Source organism: Rhodococcus sp. 15-2388-1-1a, assembly GCF_002259145.1.
Classification (GTDB): Bacteria; Actinomycetota; Actinomycetes; order Mycobacteriales; family Mycobacteriaceae; genus Rhodococcoides.
Genome location: NZ_NPFP01000046.1, coordinates 115,806 through 134,178 on the forward strand (window position 1 = coordinate 115,806; position 18,373 = coordinate 134,178).

At 65.8% G+C, this 18,373-nt stretch carries 20 protein-coding genes; 10 read left to right on the forward strand and 10 right to left on the reverse strand.

Annotated elements, in window-relative coordinates; all coding sequences use genetic code 11:
* Positions 1-380: 380 nt before the first annotated feature.
* The 4 genes from CH302_RS25385 to CH302_RS25400 are packed head-to-tail and all read left to right on the forward strand — an operon-like array spanning position 381 to position 4,456.
* On the forward strand, positions 381-1,343 hold the full coding sequence (locus CH302_RS25385; protein ID WP_037186705.1) for an ABC transporter ATP-binding protein: 963 nt from the start codon (positions 381-383) through the stop codon (positions 1,341-1,343).
* Entirely contained in the window at positions 1,343-2,113 is a 771-nt protein-coding gene (locus CH302_RS25390; RefSeq protein WP_037186706.1) for an ABC transporter permease, read from the forward strand. The genes CH302_RS25385 and CH302_RS25390 overlap by 1 nt, the downstream gene beginning before the upstream one ends.
* A gap of 26 nt (positions 2,114-2,139) precedes the next feature.
* Positions 2,140-3,597, forward strand: a complete 1,458-nt coding sequence (locus tag CH302_RS25395; RefSeq protein WP_037186707.1) for a M28 family peptidase — start codon at positions 2,140-2,142, stop codon at positions 3,595-3,597.
* Positions 3,598-3,634: 37 nt separating this feature from the next.
* On the forward strand, positions 3,635-4,456 hold the full coding sequence (locus tag CH302_RS25400; RefSeq protein WP_052047254.1) for an adenylate/guanylate cyclase domain-containing protein: 822 nt from the start codon (positions 3,635-3,637) through the stop codon (positions 4,454-4,456).
* Here CH302_RS25400 and thiD read toward each other — a convergent pair.
* On the reverse strand, positions 4,418-5,272 hold the full coding sequence (gene thiD, locus CH302_RS25405; RefSeq protein ID WP_037186709.1) for a bifunctional hydroxymethylpyrimidine kinase/phosphomethylpyrimidine kinase: 855 nt from the start codon (positions 5,270-5,272) through the stop codon (positions 4,418-4,420). The two genes, CH302_RS25400 and thiD, sit on opposite strands and share 39 nt — an antisense overlap.
* Before the next feature lie 292 nt (positions 5,273-5,564).
* Between thiD and CH302_RS25410 the strand changes: the two genes are divergently transcribed.
* Entirely contained in the window at positions 5,565-5,891 is a 327-nt protein-coding gene (locus tag CH302_RS25410; RefSeq protein WP_037186711.1) for a GNAT family N-acetyltransferase, read from the forward strand.
* Positions 5,892-5,996: 105 nt separating this feature from the next.
* On the forward strand, positions 5,997-6,350 hold the full coding sequence (locus CH302_RS25415) for a GNAT family N-acetyltransferase (RefSeq protein WP_052047393.1): 354 nt from the start codon (positions 5,997-5,999) through the stop codon (positions 6,348-6,350).
* A gap of 4 nt (positions 6,351-6,354) precedes the next feature.
* Here the strand turns inward: CH302_RS25415 and CH302_RS25420 are convergent, their stop codons facing one another.
* Genes CH302_RS25420 through CH302_RS25430 form a run of 3 tightly spaced genes read right to left on the reverse strand, consistent with a single transcriptional unit; the run spans position 6,355 to position 8,734 of the window.
* Positions 6,355-7,155, reverse strand: coding sequence for an exodeoxyribonuclease III (locus tag CH302_RS25420; RefSeq protein ID WP_052047255.1), 801 nt, complete (start codon positions 7,153-7,155; stop codon positions 6,355-6,357).
* Positions 7,156-7,166: 11 nt separating this feature from the next.
* Entirely contained in the window at positions 7,167-8,123 is a 957-nt protein-coding gene (locus CH302_RS25425) for an N-acetylglutamate synthase, CG3035 family (RefSeq protein WP_052047256.1), read from the reverse strand.
* A gap of 8 nt (positions 8,124-8,131) precedes the next feature.
* On the reverse strand, positions 8,132-8,734 hold the full coding sequence (locus CH302_RS25430) for a peptide deformylase (RefSeq protein WP_037186715.1): 603 nt from the start codon (positions 8,732-8,734) through the stop codon (positions 8,132-8,134).
* A 327-nt stretch (positions 8,735-9,061) separates the two neighbouring features.
* Here CH302_RS25430 and CH302_RS25435 point away from each other — a divergent pair, with 327 nt between their 5' ends.
* The 4 genes from CH302_RS25435 to CH302_RS25450 all read left to right on the forward strand — a co-directional run bounded on the left by CH302_RS25435 (position 9,062) and on the right by CH302_RS25450 (position 11,945).
* The gene (locus tag CH302_RS25435) at positions 9,062-9,400 is read left to right on the forward strand and encodes a DUF3263 domain-containing protein (protein ID WP_032393769.1); all 339 of its coding nucleotides are present in this window, start codon (positions 9,062-9,064) and stop codon (positions 9,398-9,400) included.
* Between the two features lie 58 nt (positions 9,401-9,458).
* Positions 9,459-9,989: a LytR C-terminal domain-containing protein gene (locus CH302_RS25440; protein WP_170945899.1), complete on the forward strand. Its 531-nt coding sequence runs from the start codon at positions 9,459-9,461 to the stop codon at positions 9,987-9,989.
* A gap of 113 nt (positions 9,990-10,102) precedes the next feature.
* Positions 10,103-10,813 (forward strand): superoxide dismutase[Cu-Zn], encoded by a 711-nt coding sequence (gene sodC, locus CH302_RS25445; protein WP_052047257.1) that lies wholly within the window; start codon positions 10,103-10,105, stop codon positions 10,811-10,813.
* A complete protein-coding gene (locus CH302_RS25450) occupies positions 10,776-11,945 on the forward strand; it encodes a glutamate--cysteine ligase (RefSeq protein ID WP_052047258.1) in 1,170 nt (389 codons plus the stop codon). The genes sodC and CH302_RS25450 overlap by 38 nt, the downstream gene beginning before the upstream one ends.
* A 10-nt stretch (positions 11,946-11,955) precedes the next feature.
* Here the strand turns inward: CH302_RS25450 and mnhG are convergent, their stop codons facing one another.
* From mnhG to CH302_RS25480, 6 genes are read right to left on the reverse strand one after another with little or no spacing between them, the layout of a single operon-like run.
* A complete protein-coding gene (mnhG, locus tag CH302_RS25455; protein WP_037186720.1) occupies positions 11,956-12,297 on the reverse strand; it encodes a monovalent cation/H(+) antiporter subunit G in 342 nt (113 codons plus the stop codon).
* A complete protein-coding gene (locus CH302_RS25460) occupies positions 12,294-12,551 on the reverse strand; it encodes a monovalent cation/H+ antiporter complex subunit F (RefSeq protein WP_037186722.1) in 258 nt (85 codons plus the stop codon). Before CH302_RS25460 ends, mnhG begins: the two co-directional genes overlap by 4 nt.
* Entirely contained in the window at positions 12,548-13,189 is a 642-nt protein-coding gene (locus tag CH302_RS25465) for a Na+/H+ antiporter subunit E (protein WP_329955303.1), read from the reverse strand. Before CH302_RS25465 ends, CH302_RS25460 begins: the two co-directional genes overlap by 4 nt.
* A gap of 2 nt (positions 13,190-13,191) precedes the next feature.
* On the reverse strand, positions 13,192-14,835 hold the full coding sequence (locus tag CH302_RS25470; protein WP_037186727.1) for a Na+/H+ antiporter subunit D: 1,644 nt from the start codon (positions 14,833-14,835) through the stop codon (positions 13,192-13,194).
* Positions 14,832-15,455 (reverse strand): Na(+)/H(+) antiporter subunit C, encoded by a 624-nt coding sequence (locus tag CH302_RS25475; RefSeq protein WP_037186728.1) that lies wholly within the window; start codon positions 15,453-15,455, stop codon positions 14,832-14,834. The genes CH302_RS25470 and CH302_RS25475 overlap by 4 nt, the downstream gene beginning before the upstream one ends.
* Positions 15,452-18,316 (reverse strand): Na+/H+ antiporter subunit A, encoded by a 2,865-nt coding sequence (locus tag CH302_RS25480; protein WP_037186730.1) that lies wholly within the window; start codon positions 18,314-18,316, stop codon positions 15,452-15,454. The genes CH302_RS25475 and CH302_RS25480 overlap by 4 nt, the downstream gene beginning before the upstream one ends.
* Between the last annotated feature and the right edge of the window lie 57 nt (positions 18,317-18,373).

Genomic DNA, 18,373 nt, shown 5'->3' on the forward strand with positions numbered 1-18,373 from the left:
GGCGATTCCGCGCGCATCTGGCAAACGCGCGCGCATTTGCGGCCGCGCCCGTGTGACCGCGCCCGTGTGACCGCGTGCCACCCCATATAACCGCGTGCCGCCCATGTGACCGGCTGCCTTGCCTGTGGTGCTGCGCATCCGGCAAACGCGCGCGCTTTTGTGAAACGCGCGCAGAATTGTGGCGAATGCGAGGCGATTCCGCGCGCATCTGGCAAACGCGCGCGCATTTGCGGCCGCGCCCGTGTGACCGCGTGCCGCCTGAGTGACCGCTCACCGCCCATGTGACCGACTGTCTCAGGGTGTGTGTCATCCGAAAGGATGATGGAAGAGTCGACTGTGGGTCGATGTGCGGACGCTGTCGATGGGGGACAGTTGTACCCATGATCGAAGTGACAGGACTGACCAAGCAATACGGCGCGGTGACGGCGGTCGACAACCTCACCTTCACCATCAAACCCGGCATCGTGACCGGCTTCCTCGGCCCCAACGGCGCAGGCAAGTCGACCACCATGCGGATGATCCTCGGACTCGACCGACCCACCTCGGGCACGGCGACCATCGAGGGCAAGAGCTACAGCCACCTGAAGCAACCACTGCGTACCGTCGGCGCCCTGCTCGACGCCAAGTGGGTGCACCCCAACCGATCGGCTCGTGCACACCTCGAGTGGATGGCTGCCTCCAACGGCATCCCCAAGTCGCGAGTCGACGAGGTGCTGCGTCTGGTGGGCCTGTCCGAGGTCGCCAAGAAGAATGCCGGTGGCTTCTCGCTCGGTATGTCGCAGCGGCTGGGACTCGCCGGCGCTTTGCTGGGCGACCCCAAGGTGTTGCTGTTCGACGAGCCGGTCAACGGACTCGATCCCGAGGGCATCGTCTGGATCCGAAAGTTCATGCAGCGCTTGGCAGCCGAGGGTCGCACGGTGCTGGTCTCGAGCCACCTCCTCTCGGAGATGGCTCAGACAGCGGAGCATCTCATCGTCATCGGACGCGGCAAGCTGATCTCGGATTCCTCGGTGCAGGAATTCATCGACCACGCTTCCGAAGCATCGGTGCGCGTACGCAGCCCGCAGCTCGACGGTCTCCGTCAGGCGTTGACCACGGCCGGTCTCACCGTGCGCGAGCCGGACAAGACCGATGAACTTCAGCCCTCGCTCGTGGTGCTGAACTCCACGACCGACACGATCGGCGACATCGCCGGTCGAGCCGGAATCACCCTGCACGAGTTGGCCTCTCAACGAGGATCGCTCGAGGAAGCCTTCATGAAACTCACCGGAGACACAGTGCAATACCACGGCGCGGGAGCCGAAAACCCCAACACTCAACAAGCGATGGGCGGTTCACTCTGATGGGCGTACTGGCAGCAGAAAGAATCAAGTTCACCTCGACCAAGTCGCCGTGGTGGTGCAGCGCGATCATCGTGGTGCTCGGTCTCGGATTCGCGTCGATACTGGGCTGGGCCGCTCAGTTGGCCACCGAAACCGATGCGCCCGAGGGCATTCCGCCCACGACGGCAGCCGACGTCGTAGGACTCGGCGTCGGAACCTTCGGTTCGATGGTGTTGATGATCCTGGCCGCGTTGACCGTGACCAGCGAATACCGGTTCGGTCTGATCCGAACCACGTTCCAGGCCGTGACCAACCGAGGATCGGTACTGGCGGCCAAGGCCCTGCTGGTCGGTGTCTACGGTGCGATCCTGTCGTTCGTGCTCGCCGTCATCGGGCTCTACCTCGCCAAGGCGCTCGCCGGTGAGCAGGCAGGTGCGCTGCTCGGCTTCGACATCGATGGAACCTGGCGCGTCCTGTACGGGACCGCCATCCTGGCGTTCGTCCAGGTCGTTCTGGCCATCGGCGTCGGCGCTCTCATGCGGCAGTCCGCCGGAGCAATCGCCATCCTGCTTCTGTGGCCACTGCTCATCGAGAACCTCGTCGGGGTGATTCCGACGGTCGGCGAGAAAATCCAGCCGTTCCTGCCCTTCCTCAACGCCAATCACTTCCTCGGATCCAGCGGCGGTGTCGACTTCCACTGGGGTCCGATCGGCGGACTGATCTACTTCGTCGCCTTCACCGCGGTGATCTTCGGAGCGGCAGTGTTCGTCGTCAATCGTCGGGACGCCTGACGCCGCTCGCCGGTAGGGTGTCCGCTATGCGGATTTCCCTACTTGCAGGTAGCGCTGTCACTGTCTTGATTCTGGCCGGTTGCTCGTCCACCTCGGACGAGGAACCGGCCAGAGTTTTCGCGTCACCCGACGGGCCGGGGCTCTCTGCCGCGGTCACCGAGGACGCGTTGGTGGGGCACCTCGAACAATTGGAAGCCATCGCCGCCGAGAACGACGGAAATCGCGCTGCCGGCACCGCCGGCTACGACGCGAGTGTCGATTATGTTGTCTCACAACTCGAATCGGCCGGGTTCGAGGTCACCACCCCGGAATTCGAATTCGAGACCTTCGAGGCGCAGACCCAAACTCTGTCGCTTGCGGGCACCGAGATCCCGGTGTTCGCGCTCAGTTACTCGCCCACCACCACCGCCGAGGGAATCACCGCACGCGTCGTCGGCGCTCCCGCCGGTGCAGACGGCTGTGAGGCGACCGATTACACCGGTCTCGACCTGGCCGGAGCTGTCGCGGTCGTGCCGCGAGGAGTGTGCGCCTTCGGTGTGAAGCAGACCGTTGCCGCAGAACTGGGAGCGGCCGCCGCGATCATCGTCAACAACGAACCCGGGCCGCTCGATTCGGGCACCCTCGGCGACGCCGACACTGCCCGGATTCCGACCGGCGGTGTCAGCCAGGAGGACGGTGCGGCCGTGCTGGCCGCACCCGAGGTGACGCTGACACTCGTCACCGAAACCGAAACGACCACCAGTCGCAACATCATTGCGCAGACCACCACCGGTTCCACCGAGAACGTGGTGGTCACCGGTGCGCATCTCGACAGCGTTCCCGAGGGCCCCGGCATCAACGACAACGGAACCGGCACGGCGGCAGTACTCGAGACCGCACTGCAGATGGGCAGTGCACCCGAGGTGACCAACGCGGTACGTTTCGCGTTCTGGGGTGCCGAGGAGAACGGGCTCGTCGGTTCCACCAAGTACGTCGAGGGCCTGTCCGACGAGGACAAGCAGAACATCGCGCTGTACCTGAACTTCGACATGATCGGCTCGCACAACGCCGGCTACCTCGCCTACGACGGAGACGACTCCGACCAGGTGGGTGAGCCCGCAGGCCCGGCCGGATCCGACGCCATCGAGCGCACCTTCGTCGAGCACCTGGCAGCCGAGGACGTAGCCGTCGACGGGACCGATTTCGACGGTCGCTCGGACTACGGCCCGTTCATCGAGGTGGGCATCCCCGCCGGTGGTGTGTTCAGCGGAGCGGACGAGAACAAGACCGCCGCGCAGGCCGAGAAGTGGGGCGGCACCGCCGATCAGACCTTCGACGAGAACTACCACACCGACCAGGACACCCTGGCGAACGTCGACCGCGCCGCACTGGCGAAGAACGGTGCGGCAGTGGCCTACGGCATCGGCGTCTACGCGCAGTCGGTGGAGGGCCCCAACGGGGTTCCGGTGGGTGCCGAGCGCGAGGCCGCGCGCGCCGAAGGATAAGGGCGAGTATGTGTAACTGTGAGTTACGCTCGATGCTGTGAACGCAGTCGTGGACTCGGTGGTGGAGTGGGTTCGCACCACCAACCGAGCGCCCAAGGTGGTCGGGGCGGTACGACGTGTGCGTCGCGCACTGCCCGGCGACCCCACGTTCGGTGATCCCCTGTCGATCGACGGGCCGGGGCGAGCCCTTGCCGTTGCCCGCGTCGCCGATCGCTTTCTGGTCGCCAACGGACTCGACGACGAGCCGGGCGCATCCCGTGAAGTCGGCCTCGGTGCCTTGCAGGTGTGGCAGGCGATCCTCGAGAGGACGGGCCGGGGGCGCGGCGAACAGGACGTCACCATCGTCTTCACCGACCTCGTCGGGTTCTCGTCGTGGTCGCTGCGCGCCGGCGACACCGCCACCCTGACGCTGCTCCGCAAGGTCTCCAAAGCGGTCGAACCCGAGGTCGTGTTCCGCGGCGGCCACGTCGTCAAGAGACTGGGCGACGGCATCATGGCGGTGTTCGCCGATGCGGGCAAAGCAGTCGACGCGGTCTTCGCGGCCCGCGAGGCACTGAAGGGTGTCGACGTCGACGGTTACACCCCGACGATGCGCGTCGGCATCCACACCGGCAGCCCGCGTCAGGTGGGATCGGACTGGCTGGGCGTCGACGTCACCGTCGCCGCCCGGGTGATGCAGACCGGCGGCAACGGCAACATCATGATCTCCGCGGCGGCCCTCGAGGGGGTCCCGCCGGAGGTGCTCGACGCCTTGCATGTGGTGACCAAGCCCTATCGCCGCAGCTTCTTCGCTCCGAAGATCAAGGGCGCACCCGACGACCTACGCATCCTCCGACTCGTGCAGTCGCCACAGCGGTGACACCGGTCCGTGGCCCGCGCCCAGGTCGTAGGACGCGGCCAGACAGCGAGTGACCCACTCCTTGCCGAACGCCACCGCGTCGGGCATGGAGTAGCCGTGCGCCAGGGCCGAGGCGATCGATGCGGCGAGGGTGTCGCCGCCGCCGTGGTCGTTGCCGGTGTCGATGCGTTCGCTGGTGAACTCGAGGAAGGTGTCGCCGTCGAACAGCAGATCGGTGCTGTGTGTGGACGTCCGCAGGTGACCGCCTTTGACCAGGGCCCACTGCGCGCCCAATCCGTGCAGGGCCTCGGCGGCGCGGTGCGCGCTGGAGTCGTCGATGACGTCGATGCCGGTGATGAGCCGAACCTCGTCGAGGTTGGGGGTCACCAGCGAGGCGATGGGAAACAGGGTGTGCCGGATGGCGTCGAGGGCTTCGGCGTGCAGTAGCGGATCCCCGTGCATCGACGCGCACACCGGATCCACGACCAGGGGAACTGGCTGATCTCGGCCGATGCCCACCTCGGTGCAGACGGCCGTGACCGCTTCGATGATCGCGGTGGAGGCCAACATTCCGGTCTTCGCTGCGCCGACGCCGATGTCGGAGACGACGGAGCGAACCTGCGCTGCGACGACGTCCGGCGGAATCTCGTGGAAGCCCGTCACGCCGACGGTGTTCTGGACCGTGACCGCAGCGACAGCAACGCAGGCGTGGACGCCCAGCAGGGCCATCGTTCGGCTGTCCGCCTGGATTCCGGCACCGCCACCGGAGTCGGTTCCGGCGATGGTCAGCGCGCGGACAGGAGTCTCGCCGTTGGGCGTGAGCGGTAGGAACTTCACGAGAGAAGACAGTACCGGCGTGCGCGGAGACGGGGGTCGCTGCCGGTGAAACGGAATGCCGAGTACGTGGCGAAAACATGAGCGGGCCTTGAATGTTGTTGTATCACAACGCCGAACAGGGTCGCTTATGATCCGTACCAGCATTCGAGTCGGGTTCGGCGGACGAACCTACGCATCCGAAGGTTTGTTGGTAGAAAAGGTGACAGACCCACCGTGCGCATGTTTAATAGTGGTGCACGTCACAAAAGATTTCATTCGTTCACCACTCCACACACAGCGAAGGAGGCGTCCCATGCTTGCAAGTTCTCCTAGCGCTGATGTCTCGATCAACAAGGATCAGAACCGGTTCGAGCTTCGATTGAACGGCGATCTCGTCGGGATCGTCGGCTTCTACGAGGTCGAGGGAAACGGCAAGCGTGCGACGCGTACTCATGTCGTGTCCTTCATGCACACGGTCGTCACCGAGGATTTCGGTCATCAGGGTCTGGCCGGCATTCTGGTGCGGCGCGCACTCGACAGTGCTCGGTCCTACGGCTGGAAGGTCAAGCCGGTCTGCACCTATGTGCAGCGTTTCGCCGCGGCCAATCCGGAGTACAACGACATGCTCGTCGCGCTCTGACGTCTGTTTCCGGAGACCATCGCTCGGTCACATTAAGGGCACGACTCGGCGACGATCGGTGCACTTGCCGCGCGTCACATGGACAACACTGGTCTCATGAGTGACATGAGTCACATACTTCCACGACGGGTCCAGGGACCCGCTCCGGTCGACCGGCCCGTCGTTCGCATCGAGGACGACGTCGATCACAACAGGTTCGATCTTTTCGTCGACGACGAACTCGTCGGCATTCTCGGGTATCGCTTCGGTGAGGGCGACGACGGCGGCGTCGGCCCGGTCGTCGCGCTCATGCACACCGTCGTCAAGGAGGAGTACGGCGACCGCGGGTGGGCGGGGGTGCTGGTGAGGGCGTCGCTGAACACCGCTCGTGATCGGCAGTGGCGCATCGTGCCGATCTGCACCTACGTCCGGCGATACCTGGCGCAGCACGAGGAGTTCATGGACCTCGTCGTCGAGTGACCGCTCAGCCGATCTCCACGATCACCGGAGCGTGATCGCTGGCTCCCTTGCCCTTGCGCTCCTCGCGGTCGATGGACGCACCGGTCACCCGAGCGGCCAGGGCAGGTGAGGTCAACGCCATGTCGATGCGCAGGCCCTGCTTCTTCGGGAACCGCAACTGCGTGTAGTCCCAGTAGGTGTACGTCCTGGGCTCGGGGGTGAACTGCCGCGTCACCTCGGTGAAGCCGGCATCGCCGAACGCGGTGAAGGCATCACGCTCGGCCTGCGAGGTGTGGGTCTTGCCCTCGAACAGTGCGGGATCCCAGACGTCGTCGTCGGTGGGCGCGATGTTCCAGTCGCCCACGAGCGCGATCTGCGCCTGCGGATCCGCCGCCACCCACGCCTGTGCGTCGGCCTTCAGCGCTGCGAGCCACTCGAGCTTGTAGGTGTAGTGCGGATCTGCGAGTTCGCGGCCGTTCGGCACGTACAGGCTCCAGACGCGGACCCCGGCGCACGTGGCACCGATGGCGCGGGCCTCCTGAGCGGGATCGACCTCGGGATCCTTGCTGAACCCGGGCTGATCCTCGAACCCGACCTGCACGTCGCCCAATCCGACGCGAGACGCGATCGCGACGCCGTTCCACTGGCTCAGCCCGACGTGGGCGACCTCGTACCCGATGTCGGTGAACCGCTCGTACGGAAACTGCGCGTCCTTGCACTTGGTTTCCTGCATCGCCAGGACATCGACATCGGATCGCTGCAGCCAATCGACGATTCGATCCTGACGAGAGCGGACGGAGTTCACATTCCAAGTAGCCAAGCGCACGGGAAGGAACCCTATCGAACGCCTCCGACAGGGTTCGGACCGATCGCGTTCTCGGGCCGGGCGTAGCGATAGTGGTGGTGGTCGACGAAACCGAGATCTCGATAGAGGCCGACGGCGTGGGTGTTGTCCACGGCCACTTGCAGGTACGCGTGTGTCGCGCCGTGCTCGCGTCCCCATCGCACCAACTCGCCGCACATCAGGGTGCCGAGGCCGTTGCGTCGATGATCCGGGGAGACCCAGAGCGAGGTCAGTCCCACCCAGCAACGACCGTCCGGGGCGGTGGTGACGGCCGCGCGACCGACGGCTGCCGACGACGAGCGCGCGCCGATCATGCCGAAACCGAGGGTTCCTCCCCGGACTGCGGCGGCCACTTCCGCTGCGCCCGCGGGTGCCTTGCCGCCCTGGTAGTGGAGGGAAGCCAACCACTCGGCCGTCGGCTCCTCGGTCACGGCGATGGCCGAATCACCATCGCGTAGAGCAAGATTCGAGATGTCCGCAGCCATGACGGCGCTCTCGTTGTAGGTCGACCAGCCGGCCGGGGCGTTGCCGAGACGGTCGGGGAGCGACAGCGTCGGCGGTAGTCCGCGAGCGGCGTATCGGTCGACGATCTGCGCGAGAGTCTCGGCCGTCATCGACGCTCCCGGCTCGAGCGGTGCGGCCGAGTTGGCGCGTCCGGTGAATCCGTGACCGAACCGCAGTTGCCAACCGTCGATCCATTCCCGCTCGACGCCCGGCCACCCGTCCGCCGCGGCAGCCTCGAGCGATCGAATCTCCGATGTTCGAATCGGCTTGGGGCCCAAGGGTTTCAACGCTACGACTCGTTCGGCGGCGACCTGTACCAGCGCGCCGTCTCTGCCGCGAACCGAGACCGCACCGGCGTCGATGGCCACCAGTTCGCCGATCACGTCCGTCATCGGGTGGGTGTGGCCGGGTGGCAGCCGGTAGCGCAGCATCACCCGTGTACCCACCGGGACGGTCAGTCCTCGTCCTCGTCGTCGTGCCCGAACGGGTCGTCGACGGTGCCGGGCGTCCAGCTCAGCCCCGGCACGCCCCACCCGGCGCGCTTGATGGCCTTCTTCGCGGCCCGCGCATGTCGCCCGATGAGTACGTCGGTGTAGAGGAAGCCGTCGAGGTGACCCACCTCGTGCTGGAGCATCCGGGCGAAGAAGCCGTGGCCCTCGATGTCGACGGGATCGCCCTTGGCGTCGGTACCGGTCACACGGGCCCACTCGGCGCGCCCGGTGGGGTGTTGCTCGCCGGGGACGGAGAGGCAGCCCTCGTCGTCGTCGTCCGGGTCGGGCATCGTCTCCGGAATTTCCGACGTCTCGAGCACCGGGTTGACGACCTCGCCGCGGCGACGGAAGATCTTGCCGTCCTCGCCTTGATCGGGGCAGTCGTAGATGAACAGGCGCTTACCGACTCCGACCTGATTCGCGGCGAGGCCGACGCCGTTCGCGGCGGCCAACGTCTCGTACATGTCGGCGATCAGCTCGGCCATCTCGGCGGGTGACTCGGTGACGGGAGCGGTTGCGGTGTGCAGCACCGGATCGCCGACGATCCGGATGGGAAGAATTGCCATGGTCGACAAGGATAGTGGGCCGGGAGTGGAGCCTGCGGAACGACCCAGGGGGCGCGAGTGGAGCCTGCGGATCGGCCCGAGGGGCGGGAGTGGAGCCTGCGGAACGACCCGAGTGCCTGGTGCATGTGGCCGGGTGCGGGGAACACGCCACGCGCCGGTACCTCGCGGGAGCCGTGCTCGAGGCGTCGAGCATGGTTGAATGATTCCCGAAGTACAACTGTGTAATTCGGTCGGTGCTCCTACGGGTGCCGGCAGTACTGGGGGAAGCAGATTTCTCGGGGTAGGTGACCTTGCAGACCCCGGGGAGTCGAGAAGTCGAGGAGTGGGATGGACGGCGCAGCAGCGCGTGACTCGAACCAGTCTCAGCAACCGGGAAGTTCGGACGGCTCTCAGGATCCGAACGAGGTCGGTGCGGACGGACTGAGTCGACGAGAGCACGACATCCTGTCCTTCGAGCGGCAGTGGTGGAAGTACGCCGGTGCGAAGGAAGAGGCCATCAAGGAACTCTTCTCCATGTCGGCAACCCGCTACTACCAGATCCTGAACGCGTTGGTCGATCGTCCCGAGGCGCTGGCCGCGGATCCGATGTTGGTCAAGCGCCTGCGTCGGTTGCGTGCGAGCCGGCAGAAGGCTCGTGCGGCACGTCGGCTGGGTTTCGACGTCTGAGCAGCTCTTTGCGTTCCACGTGCCGAGTCGTCGTCGACGGTCGGCTAGGGTCGAGTACGTGAGCAGCCCGAACCCGGAGCAGACCGGGCCACCTCTCCGTGCCCTGGCCATGGTGTTGATCTCGCTCGCGATTCTGTTCGCAGCGATCGGCGCGTTGTCGCTGACGGGTTCCGATTCCGACGAGGCGGCCGCCGAGCCCGCCGCCGAGACGACGAGTGCACCGGCTGCAGTCGCCCCGACCGCGCAGGCCCCTGCAGCGCAGGCACCGGCCGCCGACGCGTCGACCGGTTCTGCAGCCACCACCACCTCGGGTGCCCCCGCCGACGTCGAAGTGCGGGTACTCAACAACTCCAACGTCTCCGGCCTGGCGGCCGGTACCGCGAGCACGCTGACCGCCGAGGGGTGGAACGTCGCCGAGACGGGCAACTTCAGCGAAGCTCAGTTCGCGCAGACCGCGGTGTACTACGGCACGACAGCAGGCGAGGAACAGGCCGCACAGACGATCGCCACGCAGCTCGGCGTCCCGGCCGAGCCGAAGCCGACCTCGCTCGAATCCACGGCAGGCGTCGTCGTCATCGTGACCCAGTAGTCCTGCAGCGGCGAGTCCCACAGCGTCGACCTCCGTGCCCGATTCGGCTGAATCGGTCGGCACGTTATCATTTCCGAGCCCGGCGAAACTGCCTGAAAGAGGAGCGATTTCCGATGGACATGTTCAAGCGACGCACTGCTGCGACCCGCTCATTGCGTTACGTGGCCCCGGTCCTCGCGATCGCAGCGCTCGGGCTCTCCGCCTGCAGCAACGGCGAGGTTCCGTCCGATGTCCCCGGCACCGTCCCGCCGGTCTGGACCGGCGAGGCCGATCCGTCGGCAGAAGCCGTCGCAGGTGACAGCCCGGCCGAGTCGGGCTCCGGCGACACCATCGAGGGCACACTGCGCGACGCTTCCGGCGCCGAGGTGGGCACGGTGTCGTTCGCGTCCGAGGGCGACAAGCTCACCGTCACGGCCGAGGTCGAGGGCATGACCCCCGGCTTCCACGGTTTCCACGTGCATGCCGTCGCCGCCTGCGAGCCGAACTCCGTTGCACCGACCGGCGGAGATCCGGGCGCGTTCCTGTCCGCAGGCGGTCACCTGCAGGTCGACGGCCGCACCGAACACCCGGCCAGCGGCGACCTGACGTCCATCCAGGTCGGCGAGGACGGCACCGGGATGCTGATGACCACCACCGACGCGATCACACTCGACGATCTGCGTGCGGACGGTGCCGGAACCTCGGTGATCGTGCACGAGGGTGCCGACAACTTCGCCAACATCCCGCCGCGGTACACCCTGCCCGACGGTGCCGCTGTCCCGGACATGACGACTCTGATGACCGGCGATGCCGGCTCGCGGGCGGCATGCGCGGTACTGCAGTAGTTTGAGCGCTCCCCGGATCGACTTCGCGAGTTCACCGCGCCCGACGCTCGGCGTCGAGTGGGAGATCGCGCTGGTCGACAAGAACACGCGGGACCTGGTCAACTCCGCCGAGGCGGTCATGGACGGCGTCCGCGACCTGGCCGGGGACACCCCGCGGGTGACCAAGGAACTGCTGCGCAACACCGTCGAACTCGTCACCGGAGTGTGCGAGAACGTCGGGGAGGCGATGGCAGACCTCGGTGAGTCGCTCTCGCTCGTCGAGCGTGCCGCGGATCCGCTGGGAATCGATCTGTTCTCGGCGGGCACCCATCCGTTCGCCGAGTGGTCCACCCAGCAGCTCACCAGTTCGCCGAGCTACGACGAGTTGATCGCTCGTACGCAGTGGTGGGGTCGGCAGATGCTGATCTGGGGTGTACACGTGCACGTGGGAGTGTCGTCTCCCGACAAGGTCTTTCCCATTCTCAACTCGCTGCTGCTGCAGTACCCGCACCTGTTGGCGCTCTCGGCGTCCTCACCGATCTGGGCGGGCAACGACACCGGCTACGCCAGCAATCGGGCGCTGATGTTCCAGCAGCTGCCGACGGCCGGTCTACCGTTCCAGTTCGAGAACTGGCCACAGTTCGAGGGATTCGTCCGTGACCAGCTCAAGACCGGCGTCATCGAACAACTCGGCGGCATGCACTGGGACATCAGGCCTGCACCGAAGTGGGGAACGATCGAGGTCCGGGTGTGCGACGGGGCGTCGACCAAGCGGGAGCTCGCGGCTCTCGTCGCGTTGACACACTGCCTCATCGTCCATCTCGACGAACGTCTCGAAGCGGGGGAGACCCTGCCGTCGATACCGCCGTGGCACGTGCAGGAGAACAAGTGGCGGGCCGCTCGATACGGACTGGACGCCGAGATCATTCTCGACTCCGACAGCAACGAACGTCTGGTCACCGACGATCTGAACGACCTGCTCGAGAAGCTGACGCCGACGGCGGTGCGACTCGGTTGCGTCGACGAGTTGGCAGCGGTGGCCGACATCCCTCGGCTCGGGGCCTCGTACCAGCGTCAACGGATAGTGGCCGCGAAATCCGACGGTGACCTGCGAGCCGTCGTCGAATCGCTGGTCACCGACCTTCGATCCTGATTCGCGTGCGCTACTGATCCGCTTCGTTCGGTTCCATCTCGTTGACGATCAGCAGTCCGTCGCGGCCGCGCTGCTCCCGGTAGGCGACGCGGCCGACGGTGTGCGCGATCACCGGGGCGGTCACCAGGGTGAAGATACCCACCAGCACGAGCATCCAGATGTCGACGTTGCCGCGAAGGCTGATGACGGCTCCGATCAGAACCATGATCAAGCCGACCACCTGTGGCTTGGTGGCCGCGTGCATCCGCGACAGGGTGTCGGGGAAGCGCACGATGCCCACAGCGGCAGTGAACGCCAGCAATGCCCCCAACATGATGAAGACGGATGCGATGACCTGGGCTACGGTGCTCATTCGTCCCTCACTCTGAAGCGTGCGATGCTGACCGATCCGACGAAGCTGACCAGCGACAGCGCAACGATGGCCGGTACGAGGGTGGTGTCTCGGCTGTAGACGGCCCATACCCCGAGACCGCACATCGAGACCGCGAGGATCGTGTCCATCGCGACGAGACGGTCGAGCGTGCTCGGGCCGTCGAGCAGCCGGTACGCGGTCAGGATTGCAGCGGCCAACAGAAGGGCACCGGCGATGGCGAGAACGACGGTCACGACCAGTCCCCCTTCCTCTTGTCGTCGGTCTTCTTGTCGTCCCGAGGAGCGTCGGGATCCTGTGCGGCAGGATCGTCGCCGAGCACCCCGTGATACTGCTCGTACTCCTGGTAGTGCAGGGGGCTGGGCTTCCAGTCCGAATCTCGCTCGAATGCCGCGATGAACAGCTTCTCCAGGTTTCGGACGTAGGCATAGAAGCCGTCGACGGCCTTCTGAGTGCCCATGTCCAGTACGTGTACGTAGAGCAACCGTCTGGTTCGGTCGATCTCGAGAACCATGGTGCCGGGAACGAGGTTCATCGCGTCGACGAACAGCGTGAGCACCAGATCGGATTTGATCGCGATGCGGCAGCGCAGCACTCCGGTGACCGGCGGCGCTTTCGGGCGGATCGCCAACCAGGCCACGCTGACGCTGGATTCCCCTGCGTAGTAAAGAAATACGACGGCGAGCTTGACGAGCGAGAACCCGTGGATGCGGCCCTCGACCGGAACACGAGGCAACGGCAGCAGCACCATGATGAGCAGTCCCACCGCTATTCCACCGAGAACGTTCGCCGCAGAGACGTTGCCCCACAGCAGTACCCAGATCGCCGTCAGCCACGCCAGCGTCCACAGGCGCAGCAGAACGGAGCGGTTCATCTTCATCGGGTGCCCTCCTCGTTCGTGCGCGACTGCTCGTAGGCCTGATCGCCGACCCATTCGGCACCGCGCACCGCATCGATGTACACCGAACGATCGCGAAGGTCTGCCGCAGCGCGGTCGCTGATGTCGATGATGGGGCCTGCGAACACCGTCATGGCCAGGCCGACGGCAACGAGCCCGATGGTCGGGAGCAACATGAAGGCGGGCATCCGGCCCACGTCCTCGCGGTCACCGAACTGGATGTCGGACGAGTCGTCGAGAAGAGCGGACGGGCTGTTGTCGGCCAGGTCGCCCTCGGGCGCATCGGCGCGGGCGCGCCAGAACGCCTTGGTCCACACCCGAGCCACCACGTACAGCGTCAGCAAGCTGGTGACGGTTCCGCCTGCAACGAGCAACCAGGCCAACACACTGCCCTGTTCGCTACCGGCCTGCAGCAGTGCGACCTTGCCGATGAAGCCCGAGAACGGCGGAATGCCACCGAGATTGAGGGCAGGCACCAGGAACACGATCGCGAGAACCGGGCTGGCCGCAGCCAATCCACCGAGGCGTCGAAGCGAGGACGAACCGGCCTGACGCTCGATGAGACCGACGACGAGGAACAGCGTCGTCTGCACCAGAATGTGGTGGGCGACGTAGTAGATCGAGCCGGACAATCCCGATTGTGTCGACAACGCGACACCGAAGATCATGTAGCCGATGTGGCTGACGAGGGTGAACGAGAGCAGTCGCTTGATGTCGCTCTGTGCGATGGAGCCGAGGATGCCGACGAGCATCGTCAGTAGGCCACAGACCATCAGGACGTTGTCGAGCGAGCCGTCGGGGAACAGCAGGGTGTGGGCGCGGATGATCGCGTACACACCGACTTTCGTCAGCAGGCCGGCGAACACGGCGGTGACCGGTGCCGGGGCGGTGGGGTAGGAGTCGGGTAGCCACGTCGAGAGCGGGAACACCGCGGCCTTGATGCCGAACGCGACCAGCAGGACCGCGAAGATCGCGGTTCTGGTTCCGGAGTTGATGTCGTCCATCCGTACCGCGATGTGGGCCAGGTTCAGCGTTCCGGTTGCGCCGTAGACCAGCGCGATGCCGATCAGGAAGATCAGCGAGGACACCATCGACACCATCACGTACGACACGCCCGCGCGTACCCGGTCCGCACTCGCACCGAGCGTCAGCAGCACGAACGAGGCGGCGAGCAACACCTCGAAGCCGACGAACAGATTGAACAGGTCGCCTGCGAGGAACGCGTTGCAGACGCCTGCGGTCAACGCGAGATAGGTCGGCAGGAAGATCGAGACGGGCTGGTTCTCACTGCCGTCGCGGATGCCCTGGCCGATGGAGTACACCATGACCGCGAGCAGCACGATGGACGAGACGACGAGCATCATCGCCGACAGGCGATCCACCACGAGGGATATGCCGAGCGGCGAGTCCCAACCACCGACCTGCAGCGCGCTGGTGCCGTCGCGGTCGGCGAGGTAGAGCATCATCGACGAGATCGCGACCACCGCGGTGAGCGCGACGAGGGTGATGAATCGCTGCGCGCGGGGCCGTCGTCCCAGCACCAGGGTCAACGCCGCCGCGAGCATCGGAATCAGCACCGGCAGCGGAGTCAGAACGTCGATCACTGCGGGGGAGATCGTCATGCGTGGTCTCCCTTCTCATCTGGTCGGCTGTCGTCCTTCTCGGCGGTGTCGAGTCCGTCCAGCCCGCGCAGCTGCGGGTTGTCGTCGTCGTTGTCGAAATCGCCGTCGTGCAGGTCCTCGTAGCACTCGAGATCCTCGCGATTGACGAGTTGTTCGATCGGAATCGGGTTGCCCTTCGAGTCGAACGCGTCGCCGCCGAAGCTCGGCTCACCCGTCACCGGGTCGTCCGAACGATCTCGGTCGGGGGCCTCGGCCATCGACCGACGCCGCGAGACCTTGGTGTCCTCGGGGTCGTTCTCGACGTCGTCCTTGGTGTTGAGAGTGAACGACCGGTACGCCAGGGCCAGCACGAACGCCGCGATTCCCATCGTGATGACGATTGCCGTGAGGATCACTGCCTGGGCCAGCGGATCCGCCATCTGCTGGTTGACCGCGTTGTCGCGGCCCACGATGGGCGGAGCTCCAGCGGGGCCGCCGACCGTGAGCAACAGCAGGTTGACGCCGTTACCGAACAGCAGCAGTCCGAGCAGCATCTTGGTGATACTGCGTTCGAGCAACAGGTACACACCCGATGCGACGAGGACGCCGGTGATGATCAGCATTCCGAGATCTGCGGTCATGGGGCGCTCACTCGGCCTTGGCTCTGCATTTCCACCTGCGCGTCGAGACGGGCACCGAGGCTACGGAGCACGTCGAGTACCAACCCGACCACGATGAGATACACACCGAGATCGAAGAACAATGCGGTGACCAACTTGATGTCGCCGAGAATCGGCAACGTCACCTCCAACGTCGCCGAGGACAACGCCGGTGCTCCGAGGAACATCGACGCCACCGCGGTTCCGGCCGCGAAGATCAATCCGAGTCCGAGGATCTTTCCGGCGTCGATCGGCACTGCCTCGCCGAGCTCGTAGCGGCCACCGGCCAGGTACCGCAGCACCAGCGCCAGTCCGGCGGTGAGCCCACCGGCGAAACCGCCGCCCGGGGCGTTGTGGCCGGAGAAGAAGAAGTAGATCGACAGCACCATGATCGTCGGGAAGATCAATCGCGTGGTGACCTCCAGGATCAACGACCGATGCCGCGGATCGATCAGATCGCCGCCGAGCAGCCACGTCGTCTCCGCAGAGAAATTCGCGTCCGAGTTCGACGAGGAGGCGTTCGATGCGGGGGCGTCGGACACCCGCGGAGCACTGCCGAACCGGCGGTTGCGGAAGACCAGGCTCGCCACACCCGTCGCCGCGACGAGCAGGACGCAGATCTCGCCGAGGGTGTCCCAGGCTCGGATGTCCACGAGGATCACGTTGATGACGTTCTTGCCGTCGCCGAGTTCGTATGCGGCGTCCGGCAGGAGCAACGACACCGGGGCCGTGTTGCGGGCGTTCATCGCGAATGCGCCCAACACACTGACGGTCGCTCCGACGGCGACGGCCAGCACGGCGCGTGGTCCGCGGGAGCCGGCCGAGCCTCGATCGTCGACCTCGGCAGGCAGCTTGCGCAGCACCAACACGAACACCACGAGGGTGAGGGTCTCGACCAGGAACTGTGTCAGTGCCAGGTCCGGTGCGCCGTGGATGGCGAAGATGACGCCGCAGCCGTAGCCGGTGAGCCCGACGAGGATGACGCTGGCCAGGCGGTTGCGCATCACCGTGGCTCCGAGACCGCCCGCGATCATGATCACCCCGATGATCAACTGCAACGGGGAGTTCCACAGGGTGTAGTCCAGGCCGGAATCCTGGCCGACGAGCAACACGATCATCGGTAGCAGCACCAGTGTCAGCAGGATGGTGCCCTGGGTGAGGGGGAGCGAACCACGCTGCGTGGTGCCGGTCAGGCGGATGGACAGGGCATCCATGTACTTGAGGACGTTGTCGTAGATGCGGTCTGCATTGCCGAGCGGGGGATGCTCGAACTTGAGCCGGTTGACGACCCGGTGGGCGATGAACAGCCCGACACCGCCGGTGACGACGACGACCGTGAGCGCGAGCGGAAGGTTGAAACCGTGCCAGAGAGCCAGGTGGTACGGCTCCTGGCCGTACGACGGAAGGGTCCGCGCGTACGGGCTGACGATGTGGTCGACGACCGAGGATCCGAACCCCGCGACCAGGCCGAGCACCGCCAGGAATGCGGGTGCCGCCAGGAACAGTGCGGACGGCGCGTGCATCGCCTTGACCGACGGACTCGCCCGCTTGAGCTGCTTGCGCGCGAATGCACCCCACACGAATCGGATGCTGTAGGTGACGGTGAGGATCGAGCCGATCACCAGGCCTGCGACGACGAAGGCTGCGACCGTGGGATCGAGTGTCGGCGTGCTGATCACTGCCGACAGCGCCGTCTCCTTGCCGACGAAGCCGAGCATCGGCGGTAGTCCGGCCATGCTGGCCGCGGCCAGCGCTGCTATCGCGGCGAGCCAGGGAGCCTTCTTGCCCAGGTGGGCGAGTTTGCGGATGTCGCGGGTGCCGGTGGTGTGATCGATGATGCCGACCACCATGAACAGGGTCGCCTTGAACATCGCGTGTGCGATCACCATCGTCAGGCCGGCGAGCATCGCCTTCTCGGACCCGATGCCGACCAGGACCATGAGGAAGCCGAGCTGGCTGACGGTTCCGAACGCGAGGATCAGTTTGAGGTCGAATGCGCGCAGGGCTCGCCAGCCGGCCAGGATCATCGACAGCAGTCCGAGGCTGATCACGGTGGCGCGCCACGGGCCGGAATCGGCGAACCCAGGGGCCAGGCGCGCCACCAGGTAGATGCCCGCTTTGACCATCGCCGCGGCATGGAGGTAACCACTGACCGGAGTCGGGGCGGCCATGGCCCCGGGGAGCCAGAAGTGAAGTGGCACGATGGCCGACTTGCTCAGTGCGCCGATGAGAACCAGCACGATCGCGACACCGGGCAACCAGCCGCCGGGCGCGTTCGCGACCAGCTCGGAGAGGTTGTAGGTGCCGGACACCTGGCCCAGAATGATGATGCCGACCAGCATCGCCAGGCCGCCCGCAGTGGTGACGAGCAGTGCCTGGGTTGCCGCGCGTCGGCTCGATGCTCTCTCGGCGTAGTGGCCGACGAGCAGGAACGACAGGACCGTCGTGATTTCCCAGAAGATGTAGAGCACCAGCATGTTGTCGCTGGTGATGAGGCCGAACATCGCACCGGAGAACGCGACCATTTCGGCGGCGAACAGTCCGAGCCGGGGCTCGTCGTCCTCGAAGTAACGCGCACAGTAGAGCAGAATCAGGGCGCCGATGCCCAACACCAGCAGCGACATGATGGCGGCGAGTGAGTCGAACCGCATGTCGATGTTCATCGACAACCCGGGGACCCATTCGATGTTCAGCTTCTGGTCGGTTCCCCAGTTGCCGAACACCCAGATCAGGCTGAGCAGGGGTACGAGAGCGAGCGGGAAGAAAGCATTGCGACCCCACCACCGGACGAACAGCGGCGCGAGCAGCGCGGCTGCGGTGTGCGCAAGAAGAATGGCGAGCAAGAATCACTCCGTCGTCTCGGTCGCGTCGGCGACTGGGCCGAGCGGTGGTCGTTGGGC